Annotated in this window: 18 protein-coding genes; 12 read left to right on the forward strand and 6 right to left on the reverse strand. The window is 65.0% G+C overall.

What is annotated here, in order from left to right; all coding sequences use genetic code 11:
- Positions 1–25: 25 nt before the first annotated feature.
- The 4 genes from murJ to FJ972_RS00940 all read left to right on the forward strand — a co-directional run bounded on the left by murJ (position 26) and on the right by FJ972_RS00940 (position 4312).
- A complete protein-coding gene (murJ, locus tag FJ972_RS00925) occupies positions 26–1633 on the forward strand; it encodes a murein biosynthesis integral membrane protein MurJ (RefSeq protein WP_140523602.1) in 1608 nt (535 codons plus the stop codon).
- A gap of 172 nt (positions 1634–1805) precedes the next feature.
- Positions 1806–2873, forward strand: a complete 1068-nt coding sequence (gene trpS, locus FJ972_RS00930; RefSeq protein WP_140523599.1) for a tryptophan--tRNA ligase — start codon at positions 1806–1808, stop codon at positions 2871–2873.
- Between the two features lie 103 nt (positions 2874–2976).
- Positions 2977–3468 (forward strand): universal stress protein, encoded by a 492-nt coding sequence (locus FJ972_RS00935; protein ID WP_140497131.1) that lies wholly within the window; start codon positions 2977–2979, stop codon positions 3466–3468.
- Between the two features lie 274 nt (positions 3469–3742).
- The gene (locus FJ972_RS00940; RefSeq protein WP_140497133.1) at positions 3743–4312 is read left to right on the forward strand and encodes a NifU family protein; all 570 of its coding nucleotides are present in this window, start codon (positions 3743–3745) and stop codon (positions 4310–4312) included.
- A gap of 146 nt (positions 4313–4458) precedes the next feature.
- Here the strand turns inward: FJ972_RS00940 and FJ972_RS00945 are convergent, their stop codons facing one another.
- Positions 4459–5076, reverse strand: a complete 618-nt coding sequence (locus FJ972_RS00945; protein WP_140497135.1) for a L,D-transpeptidase — start codon at positions 5074–5076, stop codon at positions 4459–4461.
- Positions 5077–5299: 223 nt separating this feature from the next.
- Between FJ972_RS00945 and cueR the strand changes: the two genes are divergently transcribed.
- The 3 genes from cueR (at position 5300) to FJ972_RS00960 (ending at position 6867) form a co-directional block, all read left to right on the forward strand.
- On the forward strand, positions 5300–5719 hold the full coding sequence (gene cueR, locus FJ972_RS00950) for a Cu(I)-responsive transcriptional regulator (RefSeq protein WP_140497137.1): 420 nt from the start codon (positions 5300–5302) through the stop codon (positions 5717–5719).
- Positions 5720–5769: 50 nt separating this feature from the next.
- Positions 5770–6189 (forward strand): OsmC family protein, encoded by a 420-nt coding sequence (locus tag FJ972_RS00955; protein ID WP_140497139.1) that lies wholly within the window; start codon positions 5770–5772, stop codon positions 6187–6189.
- Between the two features lie 177 nt (positions 6190–6366).
- Positions 6367–6867: an MmcB family DNA repair protein gene (locus tag FJ972_RS00960; RefSeq protein ID WP_140513550.1), complete on the forward strand. Its 501-nt coding sequence runs from the start codon at positions 6367–6369 to the stop codon at positions 6865–6867.
- A gap of 31 nt (positions 6868–6898) precedes the next feature.
- Here FJ972_RS00960 and nhaA read toward each other — a convergent pair whose 3' ends face one another.
- The 5 genes from nhaA to FJ972_RS00985 form a co-directional block, all read right to left on the reverse strand.
- The gene (gene nhaA, locus FJ972_RS00965) at positions 6899–8095 is read right to left on the reverse strand and encodes a Na+/H+ antiporter NhaA (RefSeq protein WP_140523596.1); all 1197 of its coding nucleotides are present in this window, start codon (positions 8093–8095) and stop codon (positions 6899–6901) included.
- A gap of 280 nt (positions 8096–8375) precedes the next feature.
- Positions 8376–8939 (reverse strand): ActR/PrrA/RegA family redox response regulator transcription factor, encoded by a 564-nt coding sequence (locus FJ972_RS00970; RefSeq protein WP_140497143.1) that lies wholly within the window; start codon positions 8937–8939, stop codon positions 8376–8378.
- A gap of 63 nt (positions 8940–9002) precedes the next feature.
- Entirely contained in the window at positions 9003–10334 is a 1332-nt protein-coding gene (locus tag FJ972_RS00975; RefSeq protein ID WP_140497306.1) for an ActS/PrrB/RegB family redox-sensitive histidine kinase, read from the reverse strand.
- Between the two features lie 72 nt (positions 10335–10406).
- Positions 10407–12998 carry an ATP-dependent helicase HrpB gene (hrpB, locus tag FJ972_RS00980; protein WP_140523594.1) on the reverse strand — a complete coding sequence of 864 codons (2592 nt, stop codon included), beginning with the start codon at positions 12996–12998 and terminating at the stop codon, positions 10407–10409.
- A 47-nt stretch (positions 12999–13045) separates the two neighbouring features.
- Positions 13046–13936 (reverse strand): DMT family transporter, encoded by an 891-nt coding sequence (locus FJ972_RS00985; RefSeq protein ID WP_140523591.1) that lies wholly within the window; start codon positions 13934–13936, stop codon positions 13046–13048.
- A 27-nt stretch (positions 13937–13963) separates the two neighbouring features.
- On the opposite strand from FJ972_RS00985, the gene FJ972_RS00990 reads away from it, so the two are divergent.
- The 5 genes from FJ972_RS00990 to FJ972_RS01010 all read left to right on the forward strand — a co-directional run bounded on the left by FJ972_RS00990 (position 13964) and on the right by FJ972_RS01010 (position 19188).
- The gene (locus FJ972_RS00990; RefSeq protein ID WP_140523588.1) at positions 13964–14653 is read left to right on the forward strand and encodes a PIG-L deacetylase family protein; all 690 of its coding nucleotides are present in this window, start codon (positions 13964–13966) and stop codon (positions 14651–14653) included.
- A gap of 242 nt (positions 14654–14895) precedes the next feature.
- Positions 14896–16803 (forward strand): propionyl-CoA synthetase, encoded by a 1908-nt coding sequence (locus tag FJ972_RS00995; protein ID WP_140523585.1) that lies wholly within the window; start codon positions 14896–14898, stop codon positions 16801–16803.
- A gap of 137 nt (positions 16804–16940) precedes the next feature.
- A complete protein-coding gene (locus tag FJ972_RS01000) occupies positions 16941–18020 on the forward strand; it encodes an acyltransferase family protein (protein ID WP_140523583.1) in 1080 nt (359 codons plus the stop codon).
- A gap of 135 nt (positions 18021–18155) precedes the next feature.
- Positions 18156–18476 (forward strand): putative quinol monooxygenase, encoded by a 321-nt coding sequence (locus FJ972_RS01005; RefSeq protein WP_140497155.1) that lies wholly within the window; start codon positions 18156–18158, stop codon positions 18474–18476.
- A 346-nt stretch (positions 18477–18822) separates the two neighbouring features.
- Positions 18823–19188: a hypothetical protein gene (locus FJ972_RS01010; protein ID WP_181167419.1), complete on the forward strand. Its 366-nt coding sequence runs from the start codon at positions 18823–18825 to the stop codon at positions 19186–19188.
- Positions 19189–19200 lie beyond the last annotated feature (12 nt).

The following is a 19200-nucleotide window of genomic DNA, read 5'->3' on the forward strand; positions in this document are numbered from 1 at the left end:
AATCGCGCAGGCAGTCTCCAAACGCATGAGCCTCGTCAAGAAATTCGCTACGGTCGCTTCCGGCACGCTGATGAGCCGCGCGCTCGGTTTCGGCCGCGAGATGCTGATGGCGGCAGCACTGGGCACCGGACCGGTGGCCGACGCCTTCAACGCCGCCTTCCAGTTTCCCAACACCTTTCGCCGGCTGTTCGCCGAAGGCGCCTTCAACGCCGCCTTCGTGCCGCTGTTCGCCAAGGAGATCGAGACGCACGGCACCGACGGCGCCAAGCGCTTTTCAGAGGAAGTGTTCGGGGTGCTGTTCACGGCGCTGCTGGCGCTGACCATCGCCATGGAACTGGCGATGCCGCTGATCGTGCGCTACCTGGTGGCGCCGGGTTTCGCCGACACGCCGGGCAAGTTCGAGACGACCGTCACTCTGGCGACGATCATGTTCCCCTATCTCATCTGCATGTCGCTGGCCGCCATGATGGCGGGCATGCTGAATTCGCTACGCCGCTATTTCGCCGCGGCGATCGCGCCTGCCTTTCTCAACATCATCCTGATCAGCGTGCTTGGCTATGCCTGGTATCATGGGCTGGATGCGCATGCCGTCGGCTTCAGCCTGTCCTGGGGCGTTCTGGCGGCGGGCCTCGTGCAGCTCGCCATCGTCTGGGTGGCGGTTCGCAACGCCGGCATCTCGATCGGTTTCCGCCGGCCGAAGATGACGCCGAACGTGAAGCGGCTCCTGATCCTGGCGCTGCCGGCGGCGATCACCGGCGGCATCACCCAGATCAACCAGCTGATAGGCACCGCCATCGCCTCGGCGCAGGACAGCGCCGTCTCCTCGCTCGCCTATGCCGACCGCGTCTACCAGCTGCCACTTGGCGTGGTCGGCGTCGCCGTTGCGATCGTGCTGTTGCCGGAACTGTCGCGGGCGCTGAAGTCGGGCAATCTGATCGAGGCGGCCAATCTGCAAAACCGCTCGGTCGAATTCACCTTGTTCATGACCTTGCCGGCTGCGGTGGCGCTCTGGGTCATGTCTGAGCCGATCGTGCGGCTGGTCTATGAGCGCGGCGCGTTCGCCACCAACCATTCGACGCCTGTCGTGGCGGCGATCCTGGCGATCTTCGGGCTCGGCCTGCCGGCCTTCGTGCTGATCAAGGCGTTCACCCCGGGCTATTTCGCCCGCGAGGACACACGCACGCCGATGATCTTCGCCGCCATCTCGGTGGCGGTGAACGTCGCCACCGCGCTGACGCTGTTTCCGAGGATGGGCGCGCCCGGCATCGCCGTGGCCTCGGCGGTGGCCGGCTGGGTCAACGCGCTGATGCTGCTCGGGGTGCTGATCCGGCGCGGCCATTGGGGCCGCGACGTGCCTCTTTTGAAGCGCATTCCGCGTCTGGTGCTCTCGGCGGCGGTGATGGGCGTCGCCCTCTATTTCGCCGAACACTGGCTGAGCGCCAGGCTCGGCTCCGGCTCGCCGCTGGTCGTCAAGGCGACGACGCTGCTGGGGCTGGTGGCCGGCGGGGCGCTGCTCTACTTCGTCACGGCCTTTGCCAGCGGCGGCGCCGATTTCGGCATGATCCGGCGCAATGTGAAGCGCGGCTCAGGCAAGGCGACACCACCAGCCGTAAACGCCGAGCTGGACGAGTAGGCCGGGCAGCCCGACTGCAATAGCAGTCTTGATCGCAGCGTCATGTTCGTCCATAAGCGCGCCGTCGCAAGACTTTCGCCGCACGCGGTTTCCAGCCGCGTGATTGGCTCCGAAAAGTCTGCAACTTTTCGGAATCACGCTTATACGGCCCTCCACAAGCCACGAGGAAACCATGTCCGCCTTCAAGCCACTCGTCTTCTCCGGCGTCCAGCCGACCGGCAATCTGCATCTTGGCAACTATCTCGGCGCCATCAAGAAATTCGTCGCTCTGCAGGACACGTCCGATTGCATCTACTGCGTCGTCGACCTGCATTCGCTGACGGCCCAGCTGGTCTATGACGATCTCAGGGACCAGACGCGCTCCATCACGGCGGCATTCCTGGCCTCCGGCATCGATCCGAAGAAGCACATCGTGTTCAACCAGTCGCGGGTGATGCAGCACGCCGAGCTCGCCTGGATTTTCAACTGCGTGGCGCGCATCGGCTGGATGAACAAGATGACGCAGTTCAAGGACAAGGCCGGCAAGGACCGCGAGAACGCCTCGCTGGGACTGCTTGCCTATCCCTCGCTGATGGCAGCCGACATCCTGCTCTACCGCGCCACCCATGTGCCGGTGGGCGAGGACCAGAAGCAGCATCTGGAACTGACGCGCGACATCGCCCAGAAATTCAACAACGACTTCTCGGACCGCATCGCCGGTCTTGACGTCGGCGTCGAGATGAGGGTAGGCGAGGAGACGGTGAACGGCTATTTCCCGATCACCGAGCCGGTCATCGGCGGGCCGGCGGCGCGCATCATGTCGCTGCGCGACGGCTCCAAGAAGATGTCGAAGTCGGACCCGTCTGATCTGTCGCGCATCAATCTGACCGACGATGCCGACGCCATCTCCAAGAAGATCCGCAAGGCCAAGACCGATCCGGAAGCCTTGCCGAGTGAAGTGGACGGCCTCGCCACCCGGCCGGAAGCGGAAAACCTGGTCGGCATTTATGCGGGCCTTGCCGACATATCGAAAGAGGCGGTGCTGAAGGAGTTCGGCGGCCAGCAGTTTTCGGTGTTCAAGCCGGCACTGGCCGACCTGGCGGTCGAAAAACTGGCTCCCGTCGCCGCCGAAATGCGCCGCATTTCCGATGACCGCGCCTATGTCGACGCGGTACTGCGGGACGGCGGCGAGCGCGCCGGCGTGCTGGCCGAAGCGACGATGAAGACGGTGCGCGACATCATCGGGCTGCTGCAGGACTGATCCGCATCCTTATGCCCCGCACCATACCGGCCAAAGACCGGCGGCTTGCCGCCGGTCAGCCGCAGTGGCAGATTGCGGCCGAAATGACATCGAGTAAATAGACATGGTCTCCAAACGCCTCAGCCGCGAAGCCGGACATCGCCGGAAGTTCCTGGCGATCATCGACGATACGCCCGAATGCGAGCGCGCCGTCGCCTACGCCTCGAAGCGGGCGCTGAGCACCAGCGGCGTGCTGGTGCTGCTCTATGTCATCGAACCGGACGATTTCCAGCACTGGCTGGGCGTCGAGAAGATCATGCGCGAGGAGGCGACCGCCACCGCACGCACCGCGCTCGACAGCTACGCCAACAAGGTGCGCCAGAAGCTCGGCATCGAACCCGAGATGGTGGTGCGCGAGGGCAAGCCCACCGAAGAGATCCACAAGCTGATCGAGGAAGACCAGGATATCGCCATCCTGGTGCTGGCGGCCGGCGCCGGCAAGGAAGGGCCAGGGCCGCTGGTCGGCGCCGTGGCCGGCAAGGGCGCGGCCTTCCCTATCCCGGTGACCGTGGTGCCGCAAAACCTTTCGGACGAGGAGATCGACAGCCTCGCCTGAAGTGTATCGATATTCGGGTGATGCCGGCCTACAAATGGCGGGTTCCTGCGCTTCCGGTGCTCACGTACTTCAAGTACGCTCCGCTCCGGTTCTCGGAAACCACCATTTTCGACTCGGCCTGACCCGAATCTCGACACACTTCATAGTGGCAGGAGTCGCAAAAACATTCCGCCAGCCAGCCATTCGGGCGACGCGTTTCGCTTGAATGTCCAGCCGATAGGGCTTATTTAGAATTATTCCAAACTATCTGCCCGAGACGGGCACGGAGACGGCCATGTTCATCCAGACCGAATCGACGCCAAACCCGGCGACGCTGAAATTCCTGCCCGGCAAGGAAGTGCTTTTGGAAGGCACCGCCGATTTCCGTGATGCCGATAGCGCGGCGACGGCCTCGCCGCTGGCCGGCCGGCTGTTCGAAATACCGGGCGTCACCGGCGTCTTCTTCGGCTACGACTTCATCACCGTGACCAAGGACGGCCCCGACTGGCAGCATCTCAAGCCGGCGATCCTGGGCGCCATCATGGAGCATTTCATGTCCGGCGCGCCTGTCATGGCCAACGCCGGCCCGGCCGCGGAGACCAGCCAGACCGGCGAGTTCTATGACAAGGCCGACGAGGAACTCGTCATCACCATCAAGGAGTTGCTCGACACGCGGGTGCGCCCGGCAGTGGCCCAGGATGGCGGCGACATCACCTTCCGCGGCTTCGAGAACGGCACCGTGTTCCTGCACATGAAGGGCGCCTGCGCCGGCTGCCCGTCATCGACGGCAACGCTGAAGCACGGCATCCAGAACCTGCTCCGCCACTTCGTTCCCGAGGTCCAGCAGGTCGAACAGGTCGCCTGACCGTTCGCCTTCGCCGAAGGGGCGACGATTCTCAAATGCAAGCAACAAAAAACCGGGCCGAATTGCCCGGTTTTTTGTTGGGACGTCCGTTGTTGCCTAGACGGTCCGCGTACGAACGGTTTTGACCATGAACCTCGCGGTCACGGTCAGAGAACGATGACCTTGGCGCCGACCTCGGCGCGATCGTAAAGGTCGATGATGTCCTGGTTCATCAGCCGGATGCAGCCCGACGACATCGCCTTGCCGATCGAGTTCCATTCCGGGCTGCCATGCAGGCGATAGCCCATGTCACCGCCCTTGTTGAACAGGTACAGAGCGCGCGCGCCGAGCGGGTTCTTCAGGCCCGGCTCCATGCCGCCGGCGAACTTGGCGAGTTCCGGCTGGCGCTTGATCATCTGCGACGGCGGCGTCCAGGTCGGCCATTCGCGCTTGATGGCGACATGGGCGGTGCCATGCCACTCGAAGCCCTCGCGGCCGACGCCGATGCCGTAGCGAATTGCCCGGCCGTCACCCTCGACGAAGTAGAGGAACTTGTTCTGCGTATCGACGATGATGGTGCCCGGCTTTTCCTTGGTGTCGTAGTTCACCTCCTGCCGGTGATACTTCGCGGGCACCTTTTCGATCGGGATGCGCGGCAGCTGGTAGCCGGCGTCGGTCACCGCGCCATAGTCGTTGGAGAATATCTGCCCGCCAATGGTGCTGCAACCGGCGAGTGCGGTGGACAGCGCCAGTGCGGCAATTACTGCAAGCGACTTCATGCGCATGAGGTGATCCGTGCCCCGCCAAACATCCGCGGCACGAGTCGGCCGCTTTCTTGCCATCATTCATGCTGGCATTTGCTTTGCTTGCCAAGTACGCGATGCCTATATGCAAGACCTCACCTGCCGGTAAGCCAGCAACTGCGGCATTTCGGCAACAGCCTTCACCGGATTGTGAAGGAAATTCAATGGCCATGACTCTCGGGCCAGCAGGAATCGAGGAACAACCATGAATGTCGGCGACGCCGCCCAGCGTTCCGGTCTGCCAGCCAAGACCATCCGCTACTATGAGGAAATCGGCCTGATCGCGCCTGCGCGTGCCGGCAACGGCTATCGCGACTATTCGGGCGACGACATCCATCGGCTGACCTTCCTGCGCCGTGCCCGCAACCTGGGCTTTTCCATCGACGATTGCCGCCAGTTGATGGCGCTTTACCAGGACCGCAGCCGCGCCAGCCACGACGTGCGCGAGATCGCCACCGCCCATGTCAGGGCGATCGAGGAGAAGGTGCGCGAGCTGCAGTCGATGCGATCGACCCTGCAGAAGCTCGTCCAGGCCTGCCATGGCGACGACCGGCCGGACTGCCCGATCATCGATGACATTGCGGGAACCGCGCCGCTCGGCGATAAAGCCGTCACGGTCGCATAGATCCGTGCCGGCCAGGCCCGACGCCTCTCGGCTACGGAGGGAGGATGCCGATGGCCTCGATGACTGTCGAACTGCACAATGTCGAAGGCACCGAAGCCGCCATGGGCTGGGCCGGCGGCCACACGATCGTCGTCGACCGGCCCGAGGGCAAGGCCGGCGGCATGGGCCTGGGCTTCAATGGCGGCCAGCTGCTGGCGCTGGCGATTGGCGGCTGCTTCTGCAACGACCTTCGCTATGTCGCCGACGAGATCGGCGTGAAACTCGGCAGGATCGCCGTCTCGGTGAGGCTTGATCTCGACGGCAAGCCCCTGCTGGCGACCGCGGCAAGGATGACGGTTTCCTGCGAGACCTTGGACGGGTCCGATCCCCAAAGGATCATTGACCGTGCAAGCGTGGTTTCCACGGTCAGCAACTCGTTGCGCCAGGGCGTGCCGGTTACGATCGAAACGACGGGGCCTGGTCGCTCATAAACGCCAGGACTTCTCCCGCGCCGTAGGTCGTCCCGCCACGTTCACCCATCACGGAAAGTGAAGGTGGCCATACGGTTCTCCGTGCCTGCTCATGCTATCGAGCACCCATTGATTTGGGTGGCCACCAAATGAGCGGTACGGGTTCAAATCGTGAACAAAATCTGGCATGGTCCCGTCATGCCAATCATCTCACCGATTCCCCTGAACCCGCTCATCGATGGTCGCCAGTCCGAACGCGCCATGCTGGTGCGGCGCGGGGTGCAGCGCCTGCTCCGCGAAATGGGCGCGCATGTGCTGCCTGAACTGTCGCTGGCGACCGGCCGCCGCGCCGACCTCGTCGCGCTGACCCGCCAGGGCGACATCTGGATCATCGAGATCAAGTCCTCGGTCGAGGATTTTCGCGTCGACCGCAAATGGCCCGACTACCGGCTGCACTCGGATCGCTTCTTCTTCGCCACCCATCCCGGCGTGCCGGCGGAGATTTTTCCCGAAGAATGCGGCTTCATCCTCTCCGACGGCTATGGCGCCGAGATTTTGCGCGAGGCGCCCGAGCACCGCATGGCGGCGGCTACGCGCAAGGCGCTGATGCTGCGCATCGCGCGGGCCGGTGCCGCGCGGCTTTTGGCGGCGGAACTCGCCGGAGTGGCCGTGCCGGCGCTGGAGGGGGAGAGCGAGTAGGCTGCCTCGCAGAACCTGCGCTTGTGGACCTCTACTCCTCGCCTTCATCCGCCCCGCTCGCCGCCGGCGCCATCAGCAGGACGGCCGCGCCGAGCAGCGCTGCGACCAGCGAGCCGGAGAGAATGCCGACCTTGACCGCGTCCTGCAGCGCCGTGTCGCTGGCGAAGGCGAGCAGGCCGATGAACAGGCTCATGGTGAAGCCGATGCCGCACAGCAGCGAGATGCCGATCATGTGCAGCCAGCCGGCATGGGCCGGCAGGTCGGCGAGACCGAAGCGGATGGCAAGCGCGGAGGAGCCGAACACGCCGACCAGCTTGCCGACGACGAGGCCGGCGGCAACGCCGAGTGTCAGCGGCTCGAACAGCGCGCCGACGCTGAGGCCCGCCAGCGAAACGCCGGCATTGGCGAAGCCGAAGATGGGGATGACGACGAAGGGCACTATTGCGTGCAGGCCGTGCTCGAGCCGGTGCAGCGGCGAATGATCGAGATCGCGTTCGATGCCGGCGGTGCGTTCGAGCGGAATGGTCAGGGCCAGCGCCACGCCGGCAAGCGTGGCATGCACGCCCGACTTCAGCACCAGCACCCACAGGATCGCACCGAGCACGAGGTAAGGCACGAGGCTCATCACCCGCATGCGGTTGAGCACGACAAGCGCGGCGATCACCGCGAAGGCGGCGCCCAAATAGGCAAGCGACAGACCGCTGGTGTAGAAGATCGCGATGATGATGACCGCGCCGAGATCGTCGATGATGGCAAGGGCGGTGAGGAAGATCTTGAGCGAGGCCGGTACGCGGCTGCCGAGCAGCGACAGCACGCCGAGCGCGAAGGCGATGTCGGTGGCGGTCGGGATCGCCCAGCCGGACAGCGCGCCCGCATTGTCACGGTTGATGGCGACGTAGGCCAGCGCCGGCACCACCATGCCGCCGGCCGCCGCGATGCCGGGCAGCACCCTGCGCGGCCAGGTCGAGAGCTGGCCGTCCAGCATCTCGCGCTTGATCTCCAGGCCGACGAGCAGGAAGAATACCGCCATCAGCCCGTCATTGACCCAATGCGACACGCTGAGCGGGCCGAGATAGGCGTGGAGGACGGCAAAATAGGTTCCGGAGAGCGGTGAGTTGGCGACGATCAAGGCCAATGCCGCCGCTACCATCAGCATGATGCCGCCGGCCGCCTCGCTGTCGAGAAATTCGCGCAAGACGGAAACCGGCCGCTGTTTCAAGTCCCGCATGTCACCCTCCGTTGCCTTTCCAAACGCTGGCGCCGCCCCTCACCTGCCTGCCGGCATCCTCTCCCCGTATAGTGACGGGGAGAGGGACGCTGTCATCGCCGGTTTCGCCAATCGCCAGCGTTGCGGAATGGGCGCCAGCGTTGCGGCCAGCCTCTTTCTCCCCGTCACTATACGGGGAGAAATGCCCGGCAGGGCAATGAGGGGCGGGGCCGAGTTCGACAATTGGATGCTTCCCCGTAAGCAGAAACCGGTCCGAAGGAATGCTCAGCGCATCGCGCTCCTAGCGCGGCGCGCGCTTGGCCAGGATGCGCTGCAGGGTGCGGCGATGCATGTTGAGGCGGCGCGCGGTCTCGGAGACGTTGCGCTCGCACATTTCGTAGACACGCTGGATGTGCTCCCAGCGCACGCGGTCGGCCGACATCGGATTTTCCGGGGGTGCGGCGCGCTCGCCGGCCGTGCGGGTGAGCGCGGCAAAGACGTCGTCGGCGTCGGCCGGCTTCGATAGATAGTCGACGGCGCCGAGCTTCACCGCCGTCACCGCGGTGGCGATGTTGCCATAGCCGGTCAGGATAATCGCGCGGGAATCCTCGCGCTTCTCACGGATGGCGGCCACGACGTCGAGGCCGTTGCCGTCGCCAAGCCGCATATCGACCACCGCGTAGGCGGGCGGATTGGCGCGTGCCTTGCCGACCGCCTCCTCGACGCTCTCGGCCGTTTCGACCACGAACCCCCTGGTTTCCATGGCGCGGGCCAGACGGGTCAGGAACGGTTTGTCGTCATCGACGATCAGAAGCGAGGTGTCCTCGCCCTCAACCATTGCGCCACTGTTTTCATCGCCTGTCATCGTCTTGAAATTCCTGCTGCCTTAATTTTACGCAGATATAGTTTTGCGTCGCGATTGTCCAATTTACGCGGTGTCAAACATCGTCGCGGGCGCCGATTCCGGGTTCAGGAAAACATTTCTGGGCCATGAAATCCGCACCATGGCGCCCTCGCCCAGTCCGCTCGAATTGCGAAAGTCGAGCGTGGCGCCCGATCGCTCGAGCAATGTCTTGGCGATGAACAGGCCCAGCCCCAGCCCGCCGCCGGCCTCCGTGCCCTGGCGTGTCGACATATAGGGCTCGCCGATGCGGTCGATGATCTCGGGCGGAAAGCCGGGACCGTCATCGATGATCGAGAAGGAGACGGTGGCCTCGTCCCAGCTCCAGCGCACGGTGACGCTCTCGCGGGCGAAATCGACGGCGTTCTCCACCAGGTTGCCAAGGCCGTAGATGACGCCGGGATTGCGGCGCCCGACCGGCTCGGGGCCGCTGCGCTCGCCGGGCCTGAGCTTGATCGAAATGCCGAAGTCGCGGTGCGGCGCGGTGACCTCCTCGACCAGCGAGGTCAGCGGCAGGCGGGACAAATGCGCCTCTCCCTCGGACGACAGGCTGGTCAGGCGCTTGAGGATCTCGCGGCACCGCTCGCTCTGGGAGCGCAGCAGCGTCACATCCTCCCCGTATTTCGCGTCCTTGCCGAGCGCCTTTTCCATCTCCTTGGCGACAAGCGTGATGGTGGCGAGCGGTGTGCCCAGCTCATGCGCGGCGGCGGCGGCCAGCCCGTCGAGTGCCGACAGATGCTGCTCGCGCTGGAGCACCAGTTCGGTGGCGGCGAGCGCATTGGCCAGGAGGCGGGCTTCCGCGGCCACGCGGAAGGCGTAAATGGCGGTGAAGGCGATCGAAGACAGCACCGCCATCCACATGCCGGCAACATAGATGAAGGGCATCGCCAGCGGCGCGCCTTCATGCCAGGGCAATGGCAAATGGAAAAAGACCAGCAAGGTCGCCGTCGTCATCACCAGCCCCCCAAGCACCGCGGTCAGGCGCAAGGGCAGCGACGTCGCCGAAATGACCACGGGCACCGTCATCAGCAGCGAGAACGGATTGGTAAGGCCGCCGGTCATGTAGAGCAGGCCGGCAAGCTGGAGGCTATCAAAGATCAGGATGCCGAAGGCGGCGAACGGCGTGAGCCGGTGCGCGGCCGGGAACCGAAAGGCAAGGATCAGGTTCATCCAGGCCGAACAGGCGATCAGGGCAAAGCACAGGCTGACCGGCAGTGGGAATTTCAGGCCGTAGGCGACGAAAAGCACCGTCACGCTCTGGCCGACAATGGCAAGCCAGCGCAGCCGGATCAGCGTGTTGAGGCGCAGTCGCTGGCTCTGCTGGAAGTCGGGAGAACGCAATACGTTGATCATGGCCATGAAATACAGCCGCGAAGCGGCGAGCGCTAGGTGGATGACGAAGCGATGGCGTTTGCGCCAATCGCCAAGCAACTACGTCCCGCGCGGCTTGGCGCGGCTGGTGGCGGCGGCGAGCAGCGGATTTTCCGGCCATACGTGTTTGGGGTAGCGGCCGCGCATGTCGGCGCGCACATCGGCCCAGGAGCCGCGCCAGAAACCGGGCAGGTCGCGCGTCGTCTGGATCGGCCGGTGCGCGGGCGACAGCAGTTCGAGCGTCAGCGGCACGGTGCCGCCTGCGATTGCAGGGTGCCGGTCGAGGCCGAACAGTTCCTGGACACGAACCGCCAAAACGGGCCATTCGCCGTCATAGCGGATCGGCACGCGACTGCCGGACGGCACGTCGAAATGGGTCGGCGCAAGCGCGTCGATCCGGCGCTGCAAATCGTGCGGCACAAGCGCCGTCAGCCCGGCCGGGACGACACCCGGATCGATGGCCGAGAAGGATGCGGCACCCGACAGGAACGGCAGCAGCCAGTCGTCGAGGCGATCGATAAGTGCCGTGTCGGACATATCGGGCCACGGCGCCCCAAGGCCGCGATGCAGCCAGGACAGGCGCTGGCGCAGCGTCTCGGCCTCCTTGCTCCAGCTCAGCAGCGAAAGTCCATGTTCGCGCAAGGCGTCAAGCATGGCGCGGTCGGCCTCATTGCCGGTTGGCGGAGGCAGCATGCGCTCGGCCAGCGTGATAGCGCCGAGGCGTACGGTTTCGCGCACGCGCACGGCGCGGCGCTCGCGATCGAAGCTCGTTTGCCTGCGGGTTTCGATCCTGTCCGCCAGTGCTGAACGAATATCGTCCTCGCTGATCGCCGCCGCCGCCGTGATGCGCGCATTCTGCGCCTTGCCCTGCAGGTCGGCGACAACCAGAAACGCCTCGCCGGCAAGCGGATCGGCAGCATCGAGCATGGCACCGGAGCCGTTGGCCAGCACGAAACGCCCGCGCTCGCCGCGCGCCTTGGCGACGCGGTCGGGCCAGGCATGGATGAGGAGAGGACCAGCGCTGCCACCCTCCCCCTTGTGGGGAGGGTCGGCGCGTAGCGCCGGGGTGGGGGTGCGGCGCCAAAGCCCCCCGCCCCGCTCCGCTTCGCGGATCGACGTTCCGGGGCGAGCCACGGGTCTCGCCCGTCCTTCGGACCCCCATAAGGGGGAGGGTGAAGAGGCCTGCCTCGCCAGGCGTTCGGCGAGTTGCCGCGCGGCGGTGGCGCGCGGCGATCTTTCCTGGCGAAAGCGCATCAGCCGGCGTTCGAGATCGGCGCCGTCACCGCCCAACCCGCGCTCGGTCAGCAGCACCGCGAGCATGGCCGCCTCGCCGGCATGGCCGCCGCGGGCCGCCTCGGCGACCATATGCGCCAGCCGCACCGGCAGAGCGAGCTTGCGCATCGCGGCGCCCGCTTCCGTCAGCCGCCCCGCCTCGTCGATGGCATCAAGCGCGCGCAGCAGCGCCCTTGCCTCGTTGAGCGCCGGGGTCGGCGGCGGATCGAGGAAGGCGAGGCTCGTCGGATCGGCGACACCGAAGGCGGCGCAGTCGAGCAGCAGGCCGGAAAGGTCGGCCTCGAGGATTTCCGGCGGGGTGAAGGCTGGAAGCGACGCCGTCTGTTCGGCGCGCCACAGTCGGATGGCGACGCCGGCCTGCGTGCGTCCGGCACGGCCGGCGCGCTGGTCGGCGGAGGCCTTGCTGGCGCGCACCGTCTCCAGCCGCGTCAGGCCGCTGGCCGGCTCGTAGCGCGGCAGCCGCGACAGGCCGGAATCGATGACGACCCGCACGCCGTCGATGGTGATGGAGGTCTCGGCGATCGACGTAGCCAGCACCACCTTGCGGCGGCCCGCCGGCGCCGGCCTGATCGCCGCGTCCTGCGCCTTGCCATCGAGCATGCCGTAGAGCGGCACGATATCGGTGTCGGCGCCGACCTTGCCGGCAAGCCGCTCGGCGGTGCGCTCGATCTCGCGCTGGCCGGGCAGGAAGGCAAGCACGCTGCCGCTTTCGTCGGCAAGAGCGTCGCGGATCGCCTTGGCCATGGCATCTTCGATCGGCACACCCGCCGGGCGCTCGTCGTAGCAGATATCGACGGGAAAGGCGCGGCCCTCGCTTTGGATCACCGGCGCGCCGGACAACAGCTTCGCGACACGGGCGCCGTCCAGCGTCGCCGACATCACCAGGACGCGCAGGTCCGGCCGCAGCGCGCCTTGCACGTCGAGCGCCAAAGCGAGTCCGAAATCGCCGTCGAGCGAGCGCTCGTGGAATTCGTCGAAGATCACGGCCGAGATTCCGGGCAGTTCGGGATCGTCAAGGATCATCCGCGCCAGCACACCTTCGGTGACGACCAATATTCTTGTCCGGGCCGAAGTGCGGTTCTCCATGCGCATGGCGTAGCCGACCGTGGCGCCGGGCTCCTCATCAAGCAATTCGGCCATGCGGCGGGCGGCGGCGCGGGCAGCGAGCCGGCGCGGCTCCAGCAGCACGATCTTGCCCGTGCCCAGCCATGGCGCATCGAGCAGCGCCAGCGGCACCAGCGTCGTCTTGCCGGCGCCGGGCGGCGCCACAAGCACGGCGTCGTTGCCGGAGCCGAGTGCATGGCCCAGCGCCGGCAGCACGGCGGATACCGGAAGCTCCGGCAAGGCTTTTGTCGTCATCGCGCCCGCATATCAGCGCTCGTGGTCGCGATGCAACCGGCGCGAGATCAAAGCCGGGTGCGCGAAAACGGGTTCCAGCGCACCGTGCCCAGCCGCACTTCCTCGCGCACCATGGTGAGCAGGCCGGACCCACCGACGACCGCGAGGCCGACCAGCGACAGCCAGTCGGGATATTCCCGGAAGAACAGCGCACCGAGGATGACCGCCCAGACCATCTGCGAGTAATGCGTCGGCGCGATCCGGTTGGCGGGCGCGTATTTGACGGCCAGCAGCTGCAGCAATTGTCCGCATGCGGTGAAGGCGCCGGCCATTGTCAGCCATGCAAGCTGCCTTGCGTCGGGAAGCGTGAACGAGGTAGCGGCGATGCCGATGCCGTTGAACAACAGGCCGTAGCCGATCAGCACGCCGAGCATGGTCGTGCGCTTTTCCTGCTTTGCCAGCGAGCGCATCAGGATGACGCTGGCGGCTGCCAGAAAGGCCACGCCAAAGGCGGCGAGGTGCCCAAGATTGAGTTCGCGAAAACCCGGTCGCACCACCAACATGACGCCGGCAAAGCCGGCGACCACCGCAAGCCAGCGCCATGGACCCACCTTTTCCTTAAGGACGACCGTGGAGAGGATAGTGACGCAGAGCGGCGCCAGAAAGACGAGCGCGTAGACTTCGGCCAGCGGAATGGTGGTGAAGGCATAGACGCTAAGCACGCCCGAGGCGATGCCGGCCCAGGCGCGCGCCTGCACCGCCCAAGGCCGTTTGGTGCGCCAGAAATCACGCCAACGCTCGTCCGCCGGCCGGGTGAAGAAGAGAAAGCAGCCGGCAAACAATATCGAGAAGAAACCGATCTCGAACACCGTGAACTGCCCACCCAGGCTTTTGACTACGGCATCGCTGCCCGAATAGCTTGCATAGGCGATCAGGGCGAGCAGGATTCCGTTCGTCACGTTTTTCCATTTCCGGGGAGAGAAGCGTTGAAAATACTGGCGCTCGGCGCGCATCCTGACGACATCGAGATATTCATGTTCGGTACGATGGCGGCCTATGCGGCGCAAGGCGCAGAACTGACTTTTGCCATAGCCACGGATGGTGCCAGGGGCGGCAAGAGCGATCCCACGGTTCTCGCCCGTGTCCGTCGCGAGGAGGCAACGGCCGCGGCCGCGCTGCTCGGGGCGGCGCCGCGCTTCCTCGACTTTCCCGACGGCAGGCTGGTGGCGGATAACGCGCTGATCGGCGCGCTGAAGACGCTGATTGGCGAAACCGGACCGGATCTGGTGATTACCCATGCGTCCAACGACTATCACGCCGACCACCGCGCGCTGTCGGACGCCGTGCGCATCGCGGCGTCGTTCGCCGTACCGGTGCTGCATGCCGACACGATGGGCGGCACCGGATTCTCCCCGACCCATTATGTCGAGATATCAGCCCAGGCCGAGATCAAGGCCAAGGCGATCCGCCTGCACCAGTCGCAGGATCCGGAGCGCTTCGTCGACATCGCCCGCACGCAGAATTTTTTTCGCGCCGGCCAGTGCAACGGCGCGCCGGGATCACAGGCCGAAGCCTTCCGCTTCGAGCCGATGTTTCCCTTTGCAGACATTCGCGACCTGCTGCCGCCGGCGCCGCCGATCCGACCGGTCATCGTGAGCACCAAAAGGGTCGACTGAGCCGGGAGACGGCTGCTCCATCGCGGTAACCGTGCCCGACGACGAGACCACCGGCTGACGCACCGGTGCACACGGCCACATGGGCACGCCCGGGCCGGACCGTGCTTTTCTTCCCGGAGGGCCACGATGTCGCACCTTTGCGGCCAGGACCGGGCCGGATCAGACGAATTGAGGGAAGACATCGCCGGAAAAAACAGCATAGGCTATTGCCAGGACGGCAAATCTTCCCGGGGAGGAAACGGATGGCTTCACGCTATCACGAGGTCTATGACGGCTGGAAACGCGACCCGGAAAAGTTCTGGGCGGATGCGGCGAACGCCATCGATTGGTACACGCCTTACGACAAGGTGTTCGATGCGGAAGCCGGCGTTTATGGCCGCTGGTTTACCGGCGCCACCTGCAACACCTGCTACAATGCCCTCGACCGGCATGTCGCCGGCGGGCGTGCCGACCAGATCGCGCTGATCCATGACAGCGCCATCACCGGCACCGTGAAGACATTCACCTATGCCGAGCTCAAACGCGAAGTGGTGGCGCTGACCTCGGTGCTGAAGAACCGCGGCGTCGGCAAGGGCGACCGCGTCATCATCTACATGCCGATGGTGGCGGAAGCGGCCATCGCCATGCTTGCCTGCGCCCGCATCGGCGCCGTGCATTCGGTCGTCTTCGGCGGTTTTGCCTCGCATGAGCTCGCCACCCGCATCGACGACGCCAGGCCGAAGGTGATCATTTCGGCCTCCTGCGGCCTGGAGCCCGGCCGCGTCGTCGCCTACAAGCCGCTGCTCGACAAGGCGATCGAGATATCCCGCCACAAGCCGGACGCCTGCCTGATCCTGCAGCGCGACCAATTGCGCTGCGAGCTCAGGGACAATTACGACATCGACTATGCGGACGCGGTCGCGCGCGAGCGGTCGGCCGGCGCCAATGTCGACTGCGTTCCGGTGCTTGCCACCGACCCGCTCTACATCATCTACACGTCAGGCACGACCGGCCAGCCCAAGGGCATCGTTCGCGACAATGGCGGCCACATGGTGGCGCTCGAATGGACGATGGAAAACGAGTTCGGCGTCAAGCCCGGCGAAGTGTTCTGGGCGGCGTCCGACGTCGGCTGGGTGGTCGGCCATTCCTACATCGTCTACGGGCCGCTGCTGCATGGCTGCACCAGCATCCTGTTCGAAGGCAAGCCGGTCGGCACGCCCGATGCCGGCACCTACTGGCGGGTGATCGCGCAGCATGGCGTGGTCGCCCTGTTCACCGCGCCGACGGCGTTCCGCGCCATCAAGGGGCAGGATCCCAGGGGCGAATTCGTCGCCAGATACGACCTGTCGAAATTCCGAACGCTGTTCCTCGCCGGCGAGCGCGCCGATCCCGAAACCATCAAATGGGCGGAGCAAAAACTGAACGTGCCGGTCATCGACCATTGGTGGCAGACCGAGACCGGCTCGCCAATGACCATCAACCCCGCAGGCCTTGGCCTGCTGCCGGTAAAATACGGCTCACCCGGCGTGCCGATGCCCGGCTACGACATCCGCGTGCTCGACGATGCCGGCCACGAGGTGCCGCGCGGCACGCTCGGCAATGTCGTGGTCAAGCTGCCGCTGCCGGCGGGCTGCCTGCCGACGCTGTGGAACGCCGACGCCCGTTTCCGCCAAGCCTATCTCGACGAGTTCCCCGGCTTCTACAAGACCGCCGATGCCGGCATGATCGACGATGACGGCTACCTCTACGTGATGGCCCGCACCGACGACATCATCAATGTCGCCGGCCACCGGCTGTCGACCGGCGCCATGGAAGAGGTGCTGGCAACGCATCCCGACGTCGCGGAATGCGCCGTCGTCGGCATCGCCGATTCGATGAAGGGCCAGGTTCCGCTCGGCTTCGTCGTGCTCAACGCTGGTGTCTCGCGCGAGATCGGCCTCATCGAGAGCGAAGTGGTGGGGCTGGTGCGCGAGCGCATCGGCCCGGTCGCCGCCTTCAGGACGGTGGTGACGATCAAGCGGCTGCCGAAAACGCGGTCGGGAAAGATCCTGCGCGGGACCATGCAGAAGATCGCCGACAAGGAAGACTGGACCATGCCGGCGACGATCGACGACCCGGTCATCCTCGACGAGATCACGGCCGTGCTGAAGGAGCGCGGCATCGGGGTCTAGATGATCGGGCGCAGCAGACCCGATCCTTCCGTTTGTTGAGCGGTCGGCGCCAACTGTCACATCTGGCCAATCTTTTGTTGTGCAATGCAACAACAGACTCTAGGGTTTGGCTTGGGGGGCCATTCCAAAGGCACGGCATGGCTCAGCACAAGGCGACATTCGGCGGCGTCGACATATTGCGTTTCCTGGCCGCCGTCATGGTGATGTTCTATCACTATGGCTTCTGGGTATGGGCATTCCCTGACGGGGTTTCGGCGCGCGCGACCGGCGGCATCCCGCCCCATCCCGAAATGGCCTTGGTCGGCTCCGGCTGGGTCGGCGTGCAGATATTCTTCGTCATCAGCGGTTTCGTCATCGCCTTCAGCGCCGAGAATTCGACGCCGCTGCGGTTTTTCGAGGCAAGGGTGAAAAGGCTGGCGCCGGCGGTCTGGATCTGCGCGCCGGTGACCGCGGCGGTGCTGCTGCTCACCGGTCTGAGCTGGCCAACCGATGCCGTGATCAGGCTCGTTCGCACCGGCCTTTTCGCGCCCTACGGCCCTTGGGTGGACAGCGTCTACTGGACGCTCGGCATCGAGATCGCCTTCTACGCTGTCGTCTGGATCCTGTTGCGGCTTGGCCGCTTCCACCTGATGGAGACGGTGGCAGTCGTGATCGGCCTCGTCAGCACGCTGTTCTGGTGCCTCTATTATCCGCTCGGCTGGTCCGACCTCGCCGAGACACGCTGGCTGCAGCTCGTCCTGGTGCACCATGGCTCTTTTTTCGCCGTCGGCGTGCTCATCTGGCTGATGCGGTTCAAGGCGGTGACGGCCTCGCGCCTGGCCTTCTGCCTGCTGTTCCTGGGCGGGGGCGTGCTGCAAATCGCCAGTTCGGTCGATGTCCACAGCGCCAAGGTCGGCGCCGCGATGCCCTATGCGCCGCCGATCCTTGTCTTCCTGGTCGCCATCGCCCTGATGGCGTGGTCACTGCGGCTCGACCTCAGCTGGAGCGGCTGGCGCCGGATCGGCTTGATGACCTACCCGCTCTATCTGATCCACGACGTCATCGGCGCGGCGATGCTCGGCGCGATGATCCGCGCCGGGCTGCCTTATCTGTTGTCCATGGCAACGGTCGGCGCGACCATGATCGCGGCAAGCTGGCTGGTGGCGACCGAAGCTGAACCGCGCATCCGGCTGCTGCTCGACCACACGGTGTTCCGCTACCGGCTCAGGGCCGCGTAGTCGCGATCTTGTTGACCAATAAGGATTGACCAACGGGCACCTCGGTGCCTTCCTCACAGGAGCGCACTGTCCAGCCGCAGGGTTCCGAGGCCTGGATAGGGAGTCGCGGCCCTGTACAAAGCTAGGGACCAATCGATGCGGATCGTCAGGATAGCCGAACTGGAAATCGATCCTGACCAGATCGACAGCTACAAGGCCCTGATTGCCGAAGAGATCGAGGCCTCCGTGCGAATCGAGCCGGGCGTGCTTTTCCTTCATGCCGTGTCGGAAAAAGGTGCGCCTGAAAAGGTGCGCGTGATCGAATGCTACGCCGATCAGACGGCGTACGAAGCCCATCTGACCACACCGCATTTTCTCAAGTACAAGACGCAAACGGCGAACATGGTGCGGTCGCTTCGGCTTATCGAAACCGACCCGATCGCGCTGTCTGCGAAACCCGGTCAGAACTCAAACTGACCAGGGCTTGGACCGACACCGCCGTCCATCCAGAGCGGACGATCGACCTGCCGTCGAAATCGCTCGCAAGCGAAATAGCCTGATCTGCTCTGGGGCCGACCTGCTTCCAATCCATGTCGCCAACCTCAAAGCGCGTCGATTCTGCGCAATACAATATTGCTCCGGATGTCATTTCATAGACATCGCCAATCAGCCAAAGAAACCGGGCGTCACGGGCTAGCATGGGTCTTTGGATCGGGCGCGGCTGCTTGAATCCGCCAAGCAGTACGGAAGCTACCTCGTTATAAATTCGACCCTTGAAGATGCCCGTACTTGTTTCGCCGGCTTGTTCGCTTTACGAACGGCAATGACCCTCATCTCTCGCATTGCCGCCCTTGCTTTGCTCGCCGTCATTGTCTTCGCGACGCTGTCGCCAATCCAGATGCGGCCCCACCTGGGTGACCCAGATTTCGAACGCGCCCTCGCCTACGTTCTGTTCGGCGTGGCAATGGGGCTCGGCTTTCCAAACCGCTTGGCTGGCACTGTCACTATAGTTGTCGTCGTAGCCACTGTGCTGGAGCTGATGCAGCTCCTCGAACCCGGTCGGCATGCGCGCCTTTCGGACGGCTCACTGAAGGCTTTGGCAGGCATCCTCGGAATAGTTGTCGTCCATCTCAGTCTTTTGGTGGCGAGCCGCTATTGGCCGCGTAAGCTGACATTGCCTGCCGGATGATGCCCGGGTTTA

It is taken from the genome of Mesorhizobium sp. B2-1-1, from assembly GCF_006442975.2.
In the GTDB taxonomy this organism is placed as follows: Bacteria; Pseudomonadota; Alphaproteobacteria; order Rhizobiales; family Rhizobiaceae; genus Mesorhizobium.